Here is an 18,371-nt window from a genome sequence, read left to right on the forward strand (position 1 = left end):
TATTAGCGTCGGCGTAATTTAACCACCTACGGGTCGGTCGTCATAGCCATTTCAGAGTCAGTCTAAAATGACCAATACAACAGTCAGCTTTGTTGACCAATAACCCAGCTTCGGCTGTTAGTTAGCCTTATCTAAACACTATTTATCTTCATTGTTCAGATTGTCAACCTGAACATTTACTACTTTGAGCTTCCGGCCACGGTAACTTTTTCCCTTAAGGTTAAAGACTATGGCGTTATCAAATATACGGTCCAGTGAGCAGAGAAGAGCATCTTCCTCCTCAAAGCACTCCTTCCACTGGGATGGCTGCTTATTACTTGTAAATACCGTATTGAACATGCCCTCTTTATTATACCGTCTGTCAATTACATCAAAGAATAGCATTGTATTTTCCTTGTCGAATTTACAATGGCCAATCTCATCTATAATTAGACATTGGTATCTAACAAGGGTATTAACACAGCTGGCTGTTGAACCGGATTTTCTTGCTCTGTTGAATTTATCCCTCAGCTCAGTTGCCTTAATAAAATATACTTTTATTCTGCGCTGCGCGCATTCATAACCATATGCTTGGGCAAGATGAGTTTTACCAATACCAGGTGGGCCTACAAATGTAATATTGGAGCCAGAGTAAAGTGTTGCCAAACTGCTTATGCCTTTTATACGCTCCACATCCTGTCCCCTTATACGTGTGAAGTCGAAGTTATCAAAGGTTTTCGGAGCACTTTTAGGCAATCTGCTTTTGTTTAATATATCCTGAACCATGGCTGCATCTTTTTTAGTCGAAAGATACGTGAAAAGATGTGACAAGGCTTCCATTGTTTCTGCTGTATAGTTTCCATCCACGGCAATCTTTGCAAGCTCAGCTCCGCAGAGATCAATCTTGAGGTTTACACAACAGTCATTAATATTTTCAAACATATCAGTCATTCCACATATCCTCCGTATCACCGAAATTGAATTTATCGAATGTTACAGAGCTTTCATGAGGAAGCTGACGTATAGTGGTTTTTACTTTTGCTGTAGGAAATTCTTCAGGTTGTTCAATATTTTCATACTGTCCAATACAAAATGAATCCTTACGGCTCCATGTAACATCATGAGTAGTAAGGTGCTGCTTTAAGTCATCTGAATAGATGTATAGCTTGTCACCCTGCCTCATCACCCTTGCAAGCCTCCTGGTATAGGTATATGGTACACCAAAGCGCCTGCTCTCATAGTTTACAAAGCCATCGAAGCTAATCGTTCGAAGCGGTGCTAAATAAAATTTAAGGTTATCGCTGAGCTCCAGTGCATGAAGAAAGCATGAACATTTTGTTGCATGTATATCAGCAGGTTTGCCCTCAAGAAATGTACGGTAAACGTTATTCTTGTTATCACACCAATTAAGTGCTGCCATATTGAGGTCAGTTATGTTCAGAAATTCCCTTCCTGCAAGGAAGTTATCCTTTACGAACCTGACTAGGCGCTCCACACGTCCCTTGGTAAATGGATGTCTGGGCTTACATAGCTTGGTCTTAAAGCCAACAGTATTCATAAAGTCTTCATAGTCATTGTTCCAGATAGGATGGCCTTCAATATCGCGTTTTAAAACAACACTTTTCATGTTGTCTGTAAGGATATATTCCGGAACCCCAAGCCGGTCAAATGCCCTTACCAGACCAATGAATAGATTCTCCTGTTTGGCACTGGAGAAAAACTCTATATAGGCTGAGCAGCAGTGGTGGCAAACAACGGCAAAGCATGCTACTTGGTATTCTTTGCCCAATGGATCAACAACCTTGGTAAAGCCCCAGTCCATCTGGAATGCTTCTCCTGGTTGTGTGTTATACCGTCTACCACGACTGCCTTGAGGGGCCACTAAAATACGTTTAGCAGGAACAAGGTCTTTATTGCTGGATATATAGTTTTTTACAATAGTAAGACCGCCAGTGAAACCTTCTTTCTTAAGCTCGGAGAAGATAACAGCTGAGTTTGTTACTCCTTGCTTCAAGTACGTATTAATAACTTCTTTAAACGCATCAAGTTTCCCTTTACGCTTAACACATGGTAATTTAGATTTGATACCGTTTTGGAAGCCATTCTTTTTTAGAGTACGCAGCTTGCTGCGAGATAATCCAGTTAATCTGCCAAGCTCTGCAAGATTTACCTTATCTAAAGGTATATTGTGGCCTGCTTTGGCTTCCATTACTTCTAAGGCTTGTGCTATAATTGGCACTAAGCCATTACCTTTTATATCATTCAAATTGTCTCCTTCCAGCTGGGTTAATTGGTCACTATCCAGTTTAGAGGAAACGAATGAAAAAAGGAATGGCTATTTATATACCGACTAAAATTGGTGAATTTTGACCGACCCTGAGTGGCTAATTTCGGCCGACTCTAACAATGGCTTTGGCTCCTTATCTTTAGGCGGTTTTACTTCCTTTTTATCATGGTCAATGTGTTGAGCTTCCGTCGAAATGTGATGTGCCGGTGTATTATCGTGGGGATGTGAAGTAGCTGCAAAGGCAGGAACCGTACTTAACATCATAATACTCATAATCCCAGCAACGATAGTTTTCTTGTTCATAAAATCCCTTCTTTCTTTTGATGGGTTTATTATATGGGGGGAATATAAACAAAATCTAAACTGAATCTAAAAAGAGTATAAAAAGGTGGTACTTGAAGCTAGGTGAATAATAGAAAAGCAGAGCCGCTGGGCTCTGCTTTTTGCTTGCTGACAATTATTTTATTGATAACCTATTTCCATAACAGTTTATTAATATATTTTGTAAGTTGTTTTCTGTCATAGAACTGGTCAGGAGTTGGTAATACGAAATCTGGTGTCACACCCTGATCTATGTCATAGAAGGAACCATTCTTTGTATAGGCCAGACGATACGGACCGGAAATATTAAACACGCAACCGTCAGCGGTGGTCATATTCTGTACTACGCAGGCGCCACCACCGGAGGTCTGTCCAAGAATAGTTACACGATGGGAATTTTTCAGCGCACTTGGCACCAAATTTCCGCAGGAGAAGCTATTCGGCGAGGTAAGGCAGAACAAATTATAGCCCAGCAAATTATCCCTTTCATCAAATAGTCTGTCCATATTCAGATCGGCTTTGAAGTTCTGGCAGACCATGGCCCCCGTCAAAGGATTGGCGATACTGATAGACCCTTCTCCCAAAAACATACTAATAGTGTAAGCAGCAGAAGGTGCTGTACCGCCCCCGTTATTTGAAAGATCCAGTACTACATTTTTGATTGGGCTGTTTGGCCGTTTGATTTGCCCAAGGGAATAAATCATCAATCCCATTGTATCTGACAGATGTTCTTCCGCCTTTTCCTCGTAATAATCTACGCCTTCAATCACAAACTGATCAAAAGTTATATATGCTGTATTGCCAATTTCTTCATAACCTGGGGTACCATTTGGATAGCGTATTGCCCGTGCATCAGCATATCTTTGCATATCTGCAATGCTCTGTCTGCATGATGGTCCATATCTGCGGGTTGGATTTTCCTTCATGCGGTAGGAACGGTTTGCAAAGGAGCTGTGAAGATCATCGAGATACATAAAGGTCAGATCCCATAATGCCTGCCCAGCTTCCTGTGGGTCTGCACTTAACAGCTGGTATTTTAATCCAGCCTGCTGGAACATGGTATCAAAGTTCTTGATGTTGTGTTGCTCTTTCAGGCCATAGAGGGAATCCAAAGCAAAACAAAGTTCATTATAGTTAAAATTAGCCAAGGCTTCACTTCTGCTTGATGGAAGCAGATTATTGTAGTAAAGCTCTTCAAATGGCTTTAGATTGCCACCCAGCAGCAAGAAAACATTTTCGCCATTATACAGTGTATTCATGCCATTTTGGGAGAGGATTATATCGCTGAAGAGCTGGAGTGGTAAATAATATTCCTCATCCTGATAAAACATATCTATGCCATAATCTCCGGGACGGAATGTAATAGCATTACCGTACAACTGGAAGGAAGTATCTGTTCGTTGAAACAGCTCAGCCTCACCCTTGTCATTGAAGCCTGACACCGCTACAAGATCCATCAGGGTAGCGTTGGGATTTGAAGTCATAAACGCATCATAATCCCAAAAAGTTATGGTATCTTCCTTGCAGTCAAAGGTAACAGGGTAATATGTTTCCCGGCTGAGGGTGATCTTTTCTCCCTCTTTTTTCACAGTGAGGTCATAGTTCGGGGCTTCAAGTTTTCTTACATTGTTGACAAGGATATTCTTGGCGGTTTCCACTGTAATATAAGGAACATCCTTCACCCCATCAACAAAAAACAGGTCTACTTCCCCTTTGTTCTCCGGCTCCATATCAGTATAATAAATAGGTGTTGTCTGTTTCTCTATTTGATGTGCAGATTCGGCGCAGCAGCATGCTGTAAACAACATCATACTTCCTGCCAGTAGCATAGATACGAGTTTTTTTCTTGCTTTCATGATACGCATTCCTCCTTAAGCATCAAAAATGTCACACAGAAACTATTTAGCCATAATTTCTATATTCATTATTTATTTTCCTGCAAAAGCAGATGCTTTTTTGGCCGTAAAAATCTGCTGAAAAACACTGTCTTTTGTTAGCAGGTTTTATTCCCTCGATAAGTCACCGGATAGGGGTTAAATGGATAAAAAAATGAACAGCACTTTGTTGGAAAAACTCATGTGTTATACTATTATTAACTCAACAGTAAATGAGTCGCTGGTGTTGCGAAGCTGGCTGCTATTATTTTTGGAGGGTATGTATGAAGATTTTACATTTGGGTGATTTGCATCTGGGCAAATCCTTGTTGGATTTTGATTTGATTAAGGACCAGGAATTTATTTTAAATAAAGTTATTGAGATTATTGAAAAGGAATCTGTTAGTGCGGTGTTGATTGCTGGTGATGTTTACGACAAATCTGTTCCCAGTGAGGCTGCCACCAGATTGCTTGATTATTTCCTCGGGGAGCTTGCTGCCCGAAGGGTAACAACCATTATGATAAGTGGTAACCATGATTCTGATGACAGACTGAATTTTGGCAGCTCTCTTTTTAAGCACAGCCATGTTTTTATTTCAGCCAAGTATAGCGGACAGTTGGACAGATGGGTGGCTGATGACGGGAAAACTAAGGTAAATGTGTATGCCCTGCCATTTGTAAAGGCTTCTCAGGTGAAGCATTATTTCCCTGATGCTGGTATAGAAAATTACGAAGATGCAGTACGGACCATTTTGGAAAATACAGAAATTGATGATACACAGACAAATATATTGGTGGCTCACCAGTTTGTGGCAGGAAAGAGCGGAGATCCTTCTCTGGGAGGCTCAGAGGGGGCAGGGACTCAAAGCGTTGGTCTGGTGGAAAAGATAGGCTGTGATCTCTTTGATAAGTTTGATTATGTAGCTCTGGGGCATATACACTCTCCGCAGAAAATCGGCAGGGAAACAGTACGTTATGCCGGTTCACCTCTGAAATATTCCTTAAGTGAAGTCAATAACAAGAAAACTGTTCCTATTATTTCCGTTAATGGGGTAAAGGATATTGACGTTCAGCTTTTTCCATTAACACCATTGCGGGAAATGAGGCATATAAGGGGCAATATGGCGGAGCTGTTAAAGGCATCGGCTGATTTTTCCAAGGAAGATTTTGTATATGCTACCTTGACAGATGAGGACATAGTAAATGACGCCATGGGGATTTTTCAGCAGATTTATCCCAATACAGTAAAGATTGATTATGATAATTCACGGACAAGGGCCGTGGAACAGGTGGACATTTCCCAAATAGCCCGTAACAAGTCCTTTGGTGAACTGATAAGCGAGTTTTACAGACTTATGTATAATTGTGAAATAAGTGATGAGGAAATGGATGTTATGCGAATGGCAGCCAGAGAGGCAGGTGTGCTGAATGAAGCCAATTAAGTTAATAATAAGTGCATTTGGACCTTATGCTGCTACCATGCCTGAAATAAATTTTGAGCAGTTCGAGGATAAAGGCTTATTTCTGATTTCCGGTGATACTGGCGCCGGGAAAACCACTATTTTTGATGCTATCAGCTTTGCTTTGTACGGAACCACCAGCGGCAGCTATCGGGATACCCAAAATCTTCGCAGCGAATATGCCAGGGATGACGTGGAAAGCTATGTGGATTTTTATTTTTCCCATCAGGGGAGCAACTACCATATTAAGAGAAATCCTTCATATCAGCGGAAAAAGATACGTGGAGAAGGGTATGCTACCGTGAAGGAGCAAGCTGTTTTGTATAAGGACGGGGAGCCACTTGTGGAGGGACTTACCAGGGTTAATGGCGCTGTCAGGGAGTTGCTGAAAATTGATGACAAGCAGTTTAAGCAGATAGCCATGATAGCACAGGGCGAGTTTTGGGCCCTGCTTAATGCCAAAACAGACCAGCGCACAGAAATTCTTCGTACGATTTTTATGACCGATGGATACAAAAATATAGAGTTTAAGCTAAAGGACAGGCTGGATTCTGTCAGGGCAGGTCTCACTGAGGGGAAAAGGAGTATTCTGCAGCATTTTAATGATGTGGCAGCCCCTGAGGAGGACGAGAATTTTACGGAATTGCAGGAGCTTAAGTCAAGGGCTGAAAAGGCTGACAGTGTTTGGAATCTGGATGAGATATTACAGATTATTGACAGAATAATCGACTCTGATAATAATAGGTCGGCAAATATTAAAGAGCAGCTTCAAAAGGCTGAGGCAGTGCTAAATGGTAATAAGACGGCTTTGGCAACGGCGGAAACCAATAATCAATTTATTAGGAGAGTAGGTCAGCTTGAGCAGGAAAGGGCCAAGTTGAAGGAGCAGGAGCCACGTATTAACGAGCTGAATGCCTTGCTGGAACGTCAAAAGGCGGCTACTCATGGGGTTTATCCTGCCTATGAAGCCTGGACGAAAAAGCATAAAGAGGTTACCTACACGGAAGAGCTGATTTCCAATAAAAAGACTGAACAGGAACAGGCGCAGAAGATAGCTGTTCAGGCGGCCAAAAAAATGGCAGAGGCAGAAAAAAGCAAGCCTGAGATGGAAAAACTCACTATTAGTGCCAATAAACTGAAAGAGGATGAGCCGAAATACAAGAAGCGGGATGAAGTGAACTGCCAAAAGACAGTCCTGGAGAAACAGCGGCTTCAGCTTGCTAAGGAAGAGGCTGCTCTTACTGAGTTGGATATTGAGCTGAAAAGGAAAATTGCTACATTAAAGGAGACTGTAGCTGACCTGAAGGAAAGCCCTAATGAGCTGCTTAAAATCCAGCAAAAGGGCAAAAAACTGTCTGATTTAGAAAATTCTATTAATGATATTTTGGAGAATCAGCTGGGGGAAAGAGCCCGTCGCCAGAAGGATTTGGCAAGCAAGCAGAAGGCCTATACAAAATCCTTTGAGGAATATGAAAAAGCCAATGCCACCAGAATAGAGGCTGAAAGAATTCTTGATGGCTGTAGGGCTGGTATTTTGGCCAAGGGTCTGGAAGAAGGAAAGAAGTGCCCCGTATGCGGTTCCACCTACCATCCGGAATTAGCTATTTTGCCAAAGGAATCCGTCAGTGAAGATGAATTTGAGTTACTGCGAAAGAAAGAGGAGGAGCTTCAGTCCAAAAAGTCCAAGGCAAGTACAGCTGCGGAAACAGCCAAAATTTCCCTTATGGAGTATGAAAACCAGATGAGAGGCGCACTTCTTGCTTGTCTGGAAAATGAGGAGCTGGGAGGTAAGTCTGACGGCAAGGAGCTGGATGAGCTGATTTCTGACATTCGGGAGGGTTACAGCCACTTAAAGGATGAAATTCAGTTGAATAGCCAGCAGCAGAAGGCTTTGGTCGAGAAATGTAAACTCTTATCGCAGTCAGAGAAGGATTTGGAAAAAGCTACTGGTCATGATAGTGAAGAGCTGACAGCCAAGCGGGAAAAAGTATTATCTGATAAACAGGAAACGGAGGCTGGATTGGCCGGAGCCATGGCAACCTTGGCCGGCCTTGAGGAGCTGAGCTTTGCAGATTGGAAACTGGCTTCTGTGGAGCTGGATAATACATTGAAGCGTATTAGTGATTTAAATCAATTGCTGGACAGTGTGACCCGTGCAAGGGAAGCAGCCGACAAAGGAGTGACTGCCATAGCGGCTGAGCTGAAAACACTTTCAGAAAGCCTTGAAAGCCAAAAAGCAGCGGAAAATTCCTTAAAGGAAGCTCTGGATAAAAAAATGGCAGAGAATAGGTTTAAGGACATTTCCGCTATGAATGAGCTGGTGGTATCAGAGGATGAGCTTTCCAGCAGGGAAAAGGAAATCAATGGATATAAACAGGCAGTGGCTACCAATGAAACTCAGCTGACTCAGGCCAAAGCCGATGCCAAGGGGAAAGAGCTCGTCGATGTGGCGGCGTTACAGGAGCTTTGTCAGCAACAGCAGCTTGCGGTTGATTCCATCAGAAAGCAGGAAAATGCTGTTTCAAATCGTTTGGGTACCAATCTTGATAAGAGGGAAAGTATTATTTCCAGAAGGGATGAGCTGGAAAGAGCCCAAAAGGAGTACGGCATTTGTGACAGGCTGTACAAATTGGTGCGGGGGACTACTGGTAATGGGAAAATTACCCTGGAGCAGTATATTCAGGCCGCGGGATTTGATGGAATTATTGCTGCAGCGAATCGGCGTCTGATTCCAATGAGTGATGGTCAGTTCGAATTGTATCGCCAGGAGGATACTCTAGGAAAGAAAAGCAATAATTTCCTGGATTTGGAGGTGCTGGATAATTCTACTGGGCATCGGCGCCCTGTGGGAAATCTGTCCGGCGGTGAGAGCTTTAAGGCTTCCATGAGTCTGGCTCTGGGCCTTTCTGATACAGTCTCCTCAAATCTTGGTGGCATTCAGATGGATGCTTTGTTTATTGATGAGGGCTTTGGTACTTTGGACCGTAAATCTATAGACAGTGCAATGGACATTTTGGTTAATTTGTCCGGTGCCAATAAGCTGGTGGGTGTTATCAGTCATCGTGAGGAGCTGGTGGAGAATATTCCACAGCAAATTCATGTTGCCAAAACCAAAGCAGGCAGTGAAATCACTGTAGATACCGGAATTTAATATTGTTAAAAAACCATTTTAAAAACGCTGGAATCAAATTTGATTCCAGCGTTTCTTAGTTGTGCAAGGTGTGTTAAGCTAACTTATAGTTTTTGTTTGATATCAGTGATATCAGCAATATAGACGAAGTAAACCAGCCTCTCGCCGTCAAATACCTTATAGCCAATATCTGCCAGGTGGCGAATGGCGCCGTCTTTTCTTATGATGTCATAGTCCACCAAATCAAGATTCAGAGAGGAGGACTCCTGCTGCTGATTGATGGCTTTTTGTACCTGCTCAATATCATTGGCATGGACCATTGTTTTAAAGGTACCTCCCACCAGATGCATAAAATCTGCTGCATTTTCACAGCCGAAGATTTCTGCTGTACCCTGATCTGCGTATGTGATTTTTTCGTCCCAATCCACGTTGTAAATGAAGAAGCCACATTTGCAGCCAAGGTTGGTATATTTTTTCCTGAAGGTTTCCAGACCGTCTGTCTGAATGTAATAATTTTTATGGGCCAGTACATTGAAAATAGTGGCATAGAGCTTATCCACATCAAATGGCTTTGCCACATGGGCATTCATGCCCACCAAGAGAGTTTCGCGTTTATCTCTATCCGATGCGTTGGCTGTCATGGCAATGATAGGGATGGTACTGTGTGCCGGGTTTCTCAATTTACGAATGATTTTTGTGGCCTGATGACCGTTTACATAAGGCATCTCAACATCCATGAGAACAATGTTATAATAGCCCGGCTCAGAAGCCTGCATCATATCCACACATTGCTTTCCGTCAGCAGCCCTTTCCACAGTAAAGCCTCTGTCCTCCAAAAGAGCAATAGCGATATCAGCATTTAGCTCATTATCCTCAGCCAAAAGAATACGCATATCCTTTGTAATCTGGGTATTTATGCGGTGAGGAATGGTGACGATGAAATTCGTTCCCTGGCCGTCACGGCTTTTTACATCGATGGTACCATTTAAAATAGTTACCAGCTCTTTTACGATATGCATGCCAAGTCCGGTGCTTAAAACTCCCCCTTGTGGCGCTGAACTACTAGTGGCGAAAGCATCAAAAATAAATGGCAGAATATCCTGGGGAATGCCTTTACCTGTATCTGAAATGGTGGTCTGATAAAGGGCATAATCTGGCTTATCATAGTCCAGTTCCTTTATAGTGACTGTTATTTGCCCTCCCTCAGGAGTGTATTTGTGGGCATTGCTGATAAGGTTTAATAGTATTCCTTTGACCTTGGTAAAATCCACCATAATATCCGGGTGCTTTACGTCAATATTGGTAGAGAACTGGATATTTTTTTTCTTCATCAACCCTTGGAATTCTTTTGCCACCGCTTTCATCAGGATATGGACATTGCCGTAGGCCTCTTCCACCATGGCGATACCGCTTTCCAGGCGGGCGGTTTCCAGAATATTGTTGATGAAGGAATGCATGAACTCGCTGGATTGTTTTATCTTTTTGATGCATTCCCTTGCCTGTTCTTCATCATCAAGATTGTTTTCCAGTAAGTTGGTGAACTCCGTCATGGCGTTCAGTGGAGTCAGCATTTTGTGGGCAATGTTGAAGATGAAGGAGGTGTTGGCACTATTCTTTTTCTTGCTCATAGTCTTTCTCCTGTGCTATGAAATTTTAGTCTTATTTAGTTATATTATATCAATAAAACATCCAAGCGCCAGTACTTTGGATATTGCTCATCATAACCTCTGTCAGTGCTGTCTGGAGCTGCTTGCTCAGGTCCTGGGCAAGCTGTGGATCCATGTTGTAGCTGTATAGCGGGTTGTTGAGCAGATTCAGCTTCAGTACGCCAGTGGTTATGGCCCCCATGGCTTCCTGGGTGTAGGCCCGTTGGTGGCGCTGAGTGTAGTTTCTCAGATACTTCATGGCATCGGCCTGGTCTGACCAGAAAGCGTCCTGCAAAGAGAGCTTGTACTGTGCCAAATCTACTTTATCCAAAATGTCCTGAAATTCCTGCTGCTCCTTTTGAATTTTACTCCAAATATCTGCAAAGGATTTGCTTTCTTCTGTTTCTTCTGTGGAGGTATTTTTTTTACTTTTGGTGATGCTGCCGACCTTGCTGTTGGCTATAAGACTATTTAGCTGCATCATTATGTCCATGCTGTTATCAATATAAGCCATAGTGCACCATCCTTTCCTACCTTATGTAATTATATCGTCAATAATTTCAGTTGACTTAATGGCTGTATATTATTACATTTAAAAGCCATTACAGTGAATTTTGTGGTATAATTAACAGAATATATTAATTATCATTTCCCAATGAGGATGAGTGTGTATAGGGGAGATTAATATCAACAAGGAGTGTACTATGGTAATGATACCAGATAAATTATTTGATCTGGCTTTTGAGTTTAAGTCTGCAAAGCCATGGAAGATGCTTCATCCGGCTCAGTTCTTTGCTGTTATTTTATCCGACGGCAAACCACGTTTTTGTCAGGTCTTTGGTGGGTCTTCCGGAAAGCCCGCGTTATGGATTCATAACAGTGAGCAGAGTGTACAGGCGTATTTGCGGATGGTACATTCAAAGCAGGTAAATTTTTATAGCAAGGTAGATTATCTGGTGGAGCAGGAGGCTTATATCCTTACCTTTGAAAATAAGGCCGCTATGGCACCATCTGAGCTTGAGACCATGCAGAAATATCTGAAAAAGAGGGAGCTGAAGCCAAGCGGCAGTGGCTTTTATCCTGTGTTCCGCGTCACCACGTCCCGTCATAGGACCTGGATGTATCGAGACAAGGCGGAAGCTGATAATACCTTGGCTTGTCTGGAGATTATTATGAAGCTCTTGGAGCACATAAAGTCCGGAGAGGAAATAGATAAGTTTGTGCTGGATTTGCGGCTGCATACCCACGATAAGCATTTATCCATTCCTGCTGTATCCTTCAATGGGCAGGAGCTTTCCAACGAAGTGGTGGACTTTACTGTTGGCAACAAGCCTAAATACTACCAGCCAAGGTGGAATGATTTGCAGGTTGCCCGCATGAAGAAGGCAAAGAAAACTGGTGCTATTTGGGTGGCGGATCAGGGGCCGTTACCAGAAGCACTCATTAACGAGGATGCTCAGATGAATGAGTATGGTGAGGCCATAAAGGCTCCGTATTTTCCAGAGATGATGGCGGTATTTGACGAGGCCAGCGGAGAGCTGCTTTTCATGGAAACTAGTACATCTGATAGGGATATTTATGGGAATATTGCCAAGTGCCTGATGAACACCATTATTGATATGGGCTGTCCTATGACCGTCAGAGTTCGTAACGATGCCACAGAGGCTATGTTTAAGGGCCTTTGCAGCAAGTTGCACATAAAGCTGGACCGTCGAGAGTCAATTCCGGAGCTGGATGATTTCCGCTGTGATATTCATGCCCAGTGGATGGAGGGCCAGGGGTTTACCGAGGAAGAGATAAATCAGGAGCTGGGCAAGGTCTTTGATGATCCTGATTCTGTACCGTCAAAGCGCAAAAGAGAGAATAATCGGACAGAAATGCTGACTTCCATTGCAGATAGCTTAGTGGAGGACCAGAGTGCTGCAGAGGAATTTATTAAATATGCGAGCAGCAAGGGCATTATGGACAAGGTGCCGGATATGGTTTTTGATAATCTGGTGGATGCGGTACTGCTTTTTGATATTGATCCGGCGCTGGAAAAGCTGGTAAAGGCAGAATTCAGACGTCGCTACTATGAGGACGATTTTGATGATGACTTCGATGATGGTGAAGACGAATACTAAAAGAAAACGTAGGCTTCTGTCATGCATTTGGTTGCTGACTGTGCTTTTTTTGGTGCTGGCACTCACCGGATGTAAGAGCAATCAGCCAAGAGATTTTAAGACAATAGCTGCTGACGGCAGTATGACCCAGGCCCAGAAGGTGGAGGAAATACTGTCGGGCATGAGTCTGGAGGAAAAGGTGGGACAGATGATACTTGCCGGTGTGACTGGCAAGGAGCTGGATCCCACAGCCCAGGGGCTTTTTGACAGGTATCACTTTGGCGGCGTGGTGGAATTTGATTTCAATATGGAAACGATTCCTCAGGTGCAGGCCCTCAATGAGCAGCTTCAGAAGGTAGGCGGTGAAAAGCTACCCCTTTTTATTGCTATAGACGAGGAAGGGGGACAGGTGGCCCGAATGCGACATGCCTTGACGCCACCACCATCACAGTTGTCAATTGCTCAGTCCGGGAAGCCTGAACTGGCCAAGGAATGGGCTATGAAGATTTCTCCTAAGCTAAAGGAGCTGGGCTTTAATACTAATTTTGCTCCTGTGGCGGATTTGGGTTCCTTCAAGGACCGCCATTACAGCAATAATCCTAAAATAGCTGCTGATTTTGTGGAGCAGGCGGCTATGGGGTATGAGGAAAGTGGTATGCTGTATTCATTGAAGCATTTTCCGGGCATTGGCCGTGGAAAGACTGATACCCACAAGGATACTGTGGTGGTGGATGCTACACTGGAGCAGCTGAACGACGCGGATGTTGCCCCATTTGTCAGGGTGATAAACAGAAATACCAATGATAAGCAGATGATTATGGTTTCCCACGTGGTATATTCGAAGGTCAGTGGTCAGATTCCTGCCAGCTTGTCGCCGGAAATTATGACAAAGCTGTTAAGGGAGAGGCTGGGCTATAAAGGAATTATTATTACGGATGACATGGGCATGGGAGCAGTTTCCAGACACTACAAGCCGGGTGAGGCGGCAGTGGCCTCTGTAATGGCCGGTGCGGACGTGGTGATGTCCTGTCATATATATGAAAATCAGAAGGAAACGGCTGAAGCCTTGTTATCAGCGGTGAGAAGCGGTAAAATATCAGAGGAGCGGATAAATGAGTCCCTCAGACGGATTATCCGTGCCAAGCTGAATTTGGCGGCTCCTAGAATGGGACTAATTATCAAGAGAAGTTTTGATGAATAAAGTGTATAATTAAAGAGTTATTTTTTAGTATGGAGATGATGTTATGTCGAAATTTTGCCCAAATTGTGGAGAGAAAGTGGAGGATACAGCAGTGTTCTGTCCTGAATGTGGACAGAATTTAAATACTCAGAGCCAGTCTGCAGCTCAGCCACAGCCAGTGGTACAGCCTCAGCAGCCTTTCCAGGCTCAGCCACAACAGCCTATGCAGCAGAATCCATATCAGCCTGCCCAGCCACAGCAGCCAATGAACGGCTACAATCAGGGACAGCCTAATGGCTACAATCCTTATGGACAGCAGGGTGGATATCAGCAGCCTGGCTACCAGCCACCTCAGTACGGTGGCTATAATGCTGGTCCAAAGCCAGAGAATATTATTCAGGCCTTTAAGTGGACCACCTATACTGGTCGCTTGAATCGACAGAGATATTTCCTTCGTGGTCTTGCCTTTGGACTTGCAGCCTTTGTTTTGGCAATGATAGGTGCTATGATTGCACTGGCTATGGATTTTACCGAGGATGCTGCAGAAGGATTTGGTTATATTGTTTGCTTGCCAGTATTTGTTCTTTCCTATATGAATGCCATGAAGCGTTGTCATGATTTGGATAAGTCGGGCTGGTTGGCAATTTGTACTTTGATTCCAGTTGTGAATTTAATTGTAGGTATCTATCTGCTGTTCTTCAAGGGTACCGAGGGACCTAACCAGTATGGTGACGATCCACTTATGTTCCCGTGATGATATGAGTGGAAATAATTGGTTATTTACGTTATAAGCTGGCTTATAGCGTTATGTGAAATAATAATTTATTGAATTATGTGGAGGTAAACATGTCAAAATTCTGTAAAAACTGTGGACAGACCGTGGAAGATAACAGTGCTTTTTGCCCAAATTGTGGCGCCAGTGTTCAGGACAATGTTCCATCTACTGATGTGAACAGCTCCAATGATTATCAGCAGAATAATCCTTATCAGCAGGGTGCTCAGTTTGATCAGGGAGATTATCAGCCTATGGGTAATGCTGGTACCGCCTGGGGACTGGGTGACAACAAGAAGCTGGTAAACAAGGTTGCCTATGGTATTTTGGCAATTCTGTTGGGTGGAATTGGTATTCATAAGTTTTATGCAGGTAAAACCTTGTGGGGCATTATTTATATTCTGCTCTGCTGGACTGGTATTCCTTCCATTCTGGCATTGGTAGAGGGCATTATTGGCCTTACCACCAAGGATGACGGCCAGGGCAACATTTATGCCTAATATATTCTGTTAAAATGTAAAGCTCCATCAAGTCATGGAAAGTGATTTGATGGAGCTTTTATTTGTGTATTAAATAATTGTGTTTTACCCGTGTTTCCTATATAATATACGGGTATATTTTTAATGACGAGATTTTTAAGACAGTGGAGGAATAGACTTTGTCACAGTTGACTGATGAAATAAAGAGACGGCGGACCTTCGCCATAATTTCCCATCCGGATGCAGGTAAAACCACCCTTACAGAGAAGCTGCTTTTATATGGAGGTGCTATCCATTTGGCTGGCTCTGTAAAGTCCAGAAAGACTGCCCATCATGCAGTATCTGACTGGATGGAAATCGAGAAGCAGCGTGGTATTTCCGTTACTTCATCCGTATTGCAGTTTAATTATGGCGATTATTGTATCAATATCCTTGATACCCCAGGCCATCAGGACTTTTCCGAGGATACATACCGTACTCTTATGGCCGTGGACAGCGCCGTAATGATTATCGACGTGGCAAAGGGTGTAGAGGCACAGACCAAGAAACTCTTTAAGGTCTGCAAGCAGCGTGGTATTCCAATTTTTACCTTTGTAAACAAGCTGGACCGTTTCGGCAAGGCTCCTATTGATTTGATGGATGAGCTGGAGAACGTGCTGGGCATACGTTCCTATCCTATGAACTGGCCAATCGGCACTGATGGCAAGTATTTCGGCGTTTATGACCGCCAGAAGAAGCAGATTGAGCTTTTCGAGGACGATACTACCCACGGCCAGAATACCCGTGCATCTGTTACCGGTTCACTGGATGATCCTGAGTTTGCCAAGATGCTGGGGGCAGAAGCTCATCAGACTCTCATGGATGATATTGAGCTTTTGGATATGGCTGGTGAGGATTTCGATTTGGAGAAGGTGGCCCGTGGTGAGCTGACTCCTATGTTCTTCGGCTCTGCCATGACCAACTTTGGCGTGCAGAATTTCCTTGAGGAGTATTTAAAGCTGGCTCCTGAACCACAGGCAAGACAGTCCTCTGATGGTCTCATTTCCCCTGAGGATGATAAGTTCTCCGCCTTTGTGTTCAAGATTCAGGCCAATATGAATCCTGCCCATCGTGACCGTTTGGCCTTTATCCGCATTTGCTCCGGCAAATTTGAGCGCGGTATGAGCGTTTATCACAAGCGCAGTGGCAAGGCCATTAAATTGGCTCAGCCACAGCAGTTCATGGCTCAGGACCGTCAGATTGTGGAGGAGGCATATCCTGGGGATATTGTGGGCCTCTTTGACCCGGGCATTTTTGGTATCGGCGATACCCTCTGCGATAACTCCAAGAAGTTTGAGTATGAAGCATTCCCAGTATTCCCACCGGAGAAGTTTGCCCGTGTAAGCGCCAAGGATACCATGAAGCGCAAGCAGTTTGTAAAGGGTATTGAGCAGCTGACCCAGGAGGGTGCTATTCAGCTTTTCAGACAGGCCGGAGCCGGCATGGACTCCTTTATTGTGGGGACTGTAGGTACTTTGCAGTTCGAGGTATTGGAATATCGTCTGAAGAACGAGTATGGTGTTGACATTGAAATGAACATGCAGCCTTATGAGGTGGCCCGCTGGATGACCTACGAGGATGGCCGTGAGGTTACTCCTGCCAGCCTTCGTGGTGCTGACCGTGGTATGTTCGTATATGACCGCCGTGAAAATCCAGTGCTTCTGGTAAGCAATGAGTGGGCTCTGGGCTGGATCACCGACAACAATCCTGATTTGGAGCTTCATACTGTGCCTGTTGACAGAAAAGAAGTTTAACATAGGTAGGTAAGAACGTGGCAAATTTTTATATTGATTATGAAAATGTTCATAATGAAGGACTGAAGGGCGTGGAAAGACTCACCCCTGATGACACTATGTATCTGTTTTACAGCGACAAGGCAGATACCCTTAAAATTGATGTGGTGCAAAAATTGCTGGCTACTCAGGGCAATATCCGTTTTATGAAAATAGAAAACGGTGTGGAAAATGCCTTGGATTTCCAGCTTATTACGGCCCTTATGTGCGATTATTCCGCAGATAACAATTATTACATTATTTCCAGGGATAAGGGCTATGATGCAGCCATTAATATGGCGCAGCAGCGTGACCGCAAGGAAATTTTCCGCTGCAAGGACATTAACTGGGCTTTGAAGCACATGAATAACGAGGCTATTGACGAAAGTGATCCTGAGGTAATTACAGAAATCACTGATGAAATTGAAATTATTCAGACCGTGGAGGAGCTCCTTTCGGACAATGATTACGGCGAGAATGTAAATGGTGCGGATGATAATTCCCAAAATGTGGAATCGGCTGAGGAAAATGTGAAGTCCGATGGCGCAACTGCTGAGATTCAGCCTGAAATTTCTGCGGAGGAAAAGGATAAGCGCTCTTATCAGTCCATCTGTACGAAGATTTTAAATACCATTAAAATCAACCATAAGGTTCCCCTTAACTACCATCAGGCGGAGCAGGTTTATAAGGCCTTGAAGCAGACATCTACCAAGATGGAGTTTTATCGCAGACTGAATAGTATCATGGGACGCAAGGAGGGCAGCGAGCTTTATCAGAAGATAAAGGCCATTTATAAAACTCTCCGTGGCATATACAAGGCATCGGTGGCTGCAGCGGAAATGGCAACGGCAACCCCTGAGGCCATGGCGGCAGCCATCGAGAAGGAGCCGGCTGTACGTGAGATAAATCTGGAGGGCATTGATTCCCAGCAGACCATGATGGAAATCGTCATGGAGGCATTGTCTGAGGAAGCTCTGGCCGGTGAGGATGTGGAGGCAGAGGCGGCTGCTATTGTGTCGGCTGTGATGCTGGCATCCAAGGGACAGCAGAGTCAGTCAGAAGAACAGGGGACTGAAGCGGCAGATAAATTGGCTGAGCCTTCAGCCAGACCAAAACGGACATATCGTCGCCCACGGTCAACCAGGAATTCTGCGCCAAAGCGGGAAGTAAAGCCTGCCAGCGAGCAGACTGAGGCACATACAAAAAACGAGGAGAAAACAGTACGTCCGCGCCGCACTTATCAGCGTCGTGGTACCCGTCGTACAGGTACTACTGCCCGCAGAAAACCGGCTCAGGGTAGTGAAAAAACATCCTCATCTAAAGAGTAATA

At 44.0% G+C, this 18,371-nt stretch carries 14 protein-coding genes; 8 read left to right on the forward strand and 6 right to left on the reverse strand.

The genetic code is table 11. The features are described from left to right. Positions 1-138: 138 nt before the first annotated feature. The 4 genes from T355_RS13335 to T355_RS0103120 form a co-directional block, all read right to left on the reverse strand. Positions 139-930, reverse strand: a complete 792-nt coding sequence (locus tag T355_RS13335; protein ID WP_051555340.1) for an ATP-binding protein — start codon at positions 928-930, stop codon at positions 139-141. Beyond that, positions 923-2,245: an IS21 family transposase gene (gene istA, locus T355_RS0103110; protein ID WP_027396481.1), complete on the reverse strand. Its 1,323-nt coding sequence runs from the start codon at positions 2,243-2,245 to the stop codon at positions 923-925. The genes T355_RS13335 and istA overlap by 8 nt, the downstream gene beginning before the upstream one ends. A gap of 84 nt (positions 2,246-2,329) precedes the next feature. Further along, a complete protein-coding gene (locus T355_RS0103115; RefSeq protein ID WP_027396482.1) occupies positions 2,330-2,569 on the reverse strand; it encodes a hypothetical protein in 240 nt (79 codons plus the stop codon). A gap of 170 nt (positions 2,570-2,739) precedes the next feature. Continuing rightward, positions 2,740-4,443 (reverse strand): S41 family peptidase, encoded by a 1,704-nt coding sequence (locus T355_RS0103120; RefSeq protein WP_027396483.1) that lies wholly within the window; start codon positions 4,441-4,443, stop codon positions 2,740-2,742. Between the two features lie 302 nt (positions 4,444-4,745). Between T355_RS0103120 and T355_RS0103125 the strand changes: the two genes are divergently transcribed. After that, positions 4,746-5,903, forward strand: a complete 1,158-nt coding sequence (locus T355_RS0103125) for an exonuclease SbcCD subunit D (RefSeq protein WP_027396484.1) — start codon at positions 4,746-4,748, stop codon at positions 5,901-5,903. Continuing rightward, positions 5,890-9,072 (forward strand): SbcC/MukB-like Walker B domain-containing protein, encoded by a 3,183-nt coding sequence (locus T355_RS0103130; protein WP_027396485.1) that lies wholly within the window; start codon positions 5,890-5,892, stop codon positions 9,070-9,072. The genes T355_RS0103125 and T355_RS0103130 overlap by 14 nt, the downstream gene beginning before the upstream one ends. Positions 9,073-9,155: 83 nt before the next feature. On the opposite strand, the gene T355_RS13340 is transcribed toward T355_RS0103130, so the two are convergent. Together T355_RS13340 and T355_RS0103140 are read right to left on the reverse strand one after the other, a co-directional pair. Beyond that, entirely contained in the window at positions 9,156-10,679 is a 1,524-nt protein-coding gene (locus tag T355_RS13340) for an ATP-binding protein (RefSeq protein ID WP_051555341.1), read from the reverse strand. A 49-nt stretch (positions 10,680-10,728) separates the two neighbouring features. Then, positions 10,729-11,211, reverse strand: coding sequence for a hypothetical protein (locus T355_RS0103140; RefSeq protein ID WP_027396486.1), 483 nt, complete (start codon positions 11,209-11,211; stop codon positions 10,729-10,731). A gap of 190 nt (positions 11,212-11,401) precedes the next feature. On the opposite strand from T355_RS0103140, the gene T355_RS0103145 reads away from it, so the two are divergent. From T355_RS0103145 to T355_RS0103170, 6 genes are all read left to right on the forward strand, one after another. Then, positions 11,402-12,820: a DUF6930 domain-containing protein gene (locus T355_RS0103145; RefSeq protein ID WP_027396487.1), complete on the forward strand. Its 1,419-nt coding sequence runs from the start codon at positions 11,402-11,404 to the stop codon at positions 12,818-12,820. Next, positions 12,786-14,000: a glycoside hydrolase family 3 protein gene (locus tag T355_RS13345; protein ID WP_197019544.1), complete on the forward strand. Its 1,215-nt coding sequence runs from the start codon at positions 12,786-12,788 to the stop codon at positions 13,998-14,000. Before T355_RS0103145 ends, T355_RS13345 begins: the two co-directional genes overlap by 35 nt. Positions 14,001-14,043: 43 nt before the next feature. After that, a complete protein-coding gene (locus T355_RS14620) occupies positions 14,044-14,733 on the forward strand; it encodes a DUF805 domain-containing protein (protein ID WP_051555343.1) in 690 nt (229 codons plus the stop codon). A gap of 92 nt (positions 14,734-14,825) precedes the next feature. Beyond that, entirely contained in the window at positions 14,826-15,251 is a 426-nt protein-coding gene (locus T355_RS0103160; RefSeq protein ID WP_037329757.1) for a TM2 domain-containing protein, read from the forward strand. A 158-nt stretch (positions 15,252-15,409) separates the two neighbouring features. Continuing rightward, positions 15,410-17,023, forward strand: a complete 1,614-nt coding sequence (locus T355_RS0103165) for a peptide chain release factor 3 (RefSeq protein ID WP_027396489.1) — start codon at positions 15,410-15,412, stop codon at positions 17,021-17,023. 17 nt (positions 17,024-17,040) lie between these two features. After that, positions 17,041-18,369, forward strand: a complete 1,329-nt coding sequence (locus T355_RS0103170; RefSeq protein WP_027396490.1) for a PIN domain-containing protein — start codon at positions 17,041-17,043, stop codon at positions 18,367-18,369. The last annotated feature ends 2 nt before the right edge of the window (positions 18,370-18,371 follow it).

It is taken from the genome of Anaerovibrio lipolyticus LB2005, from assembly GCF_000621545.1.
GTDB lineage: Bacteria > Bacillota > Negativicutes > Selenomonadales > Selenomonadaceae > Anaerovibrio > Anaerovibrio lipolyticus_A.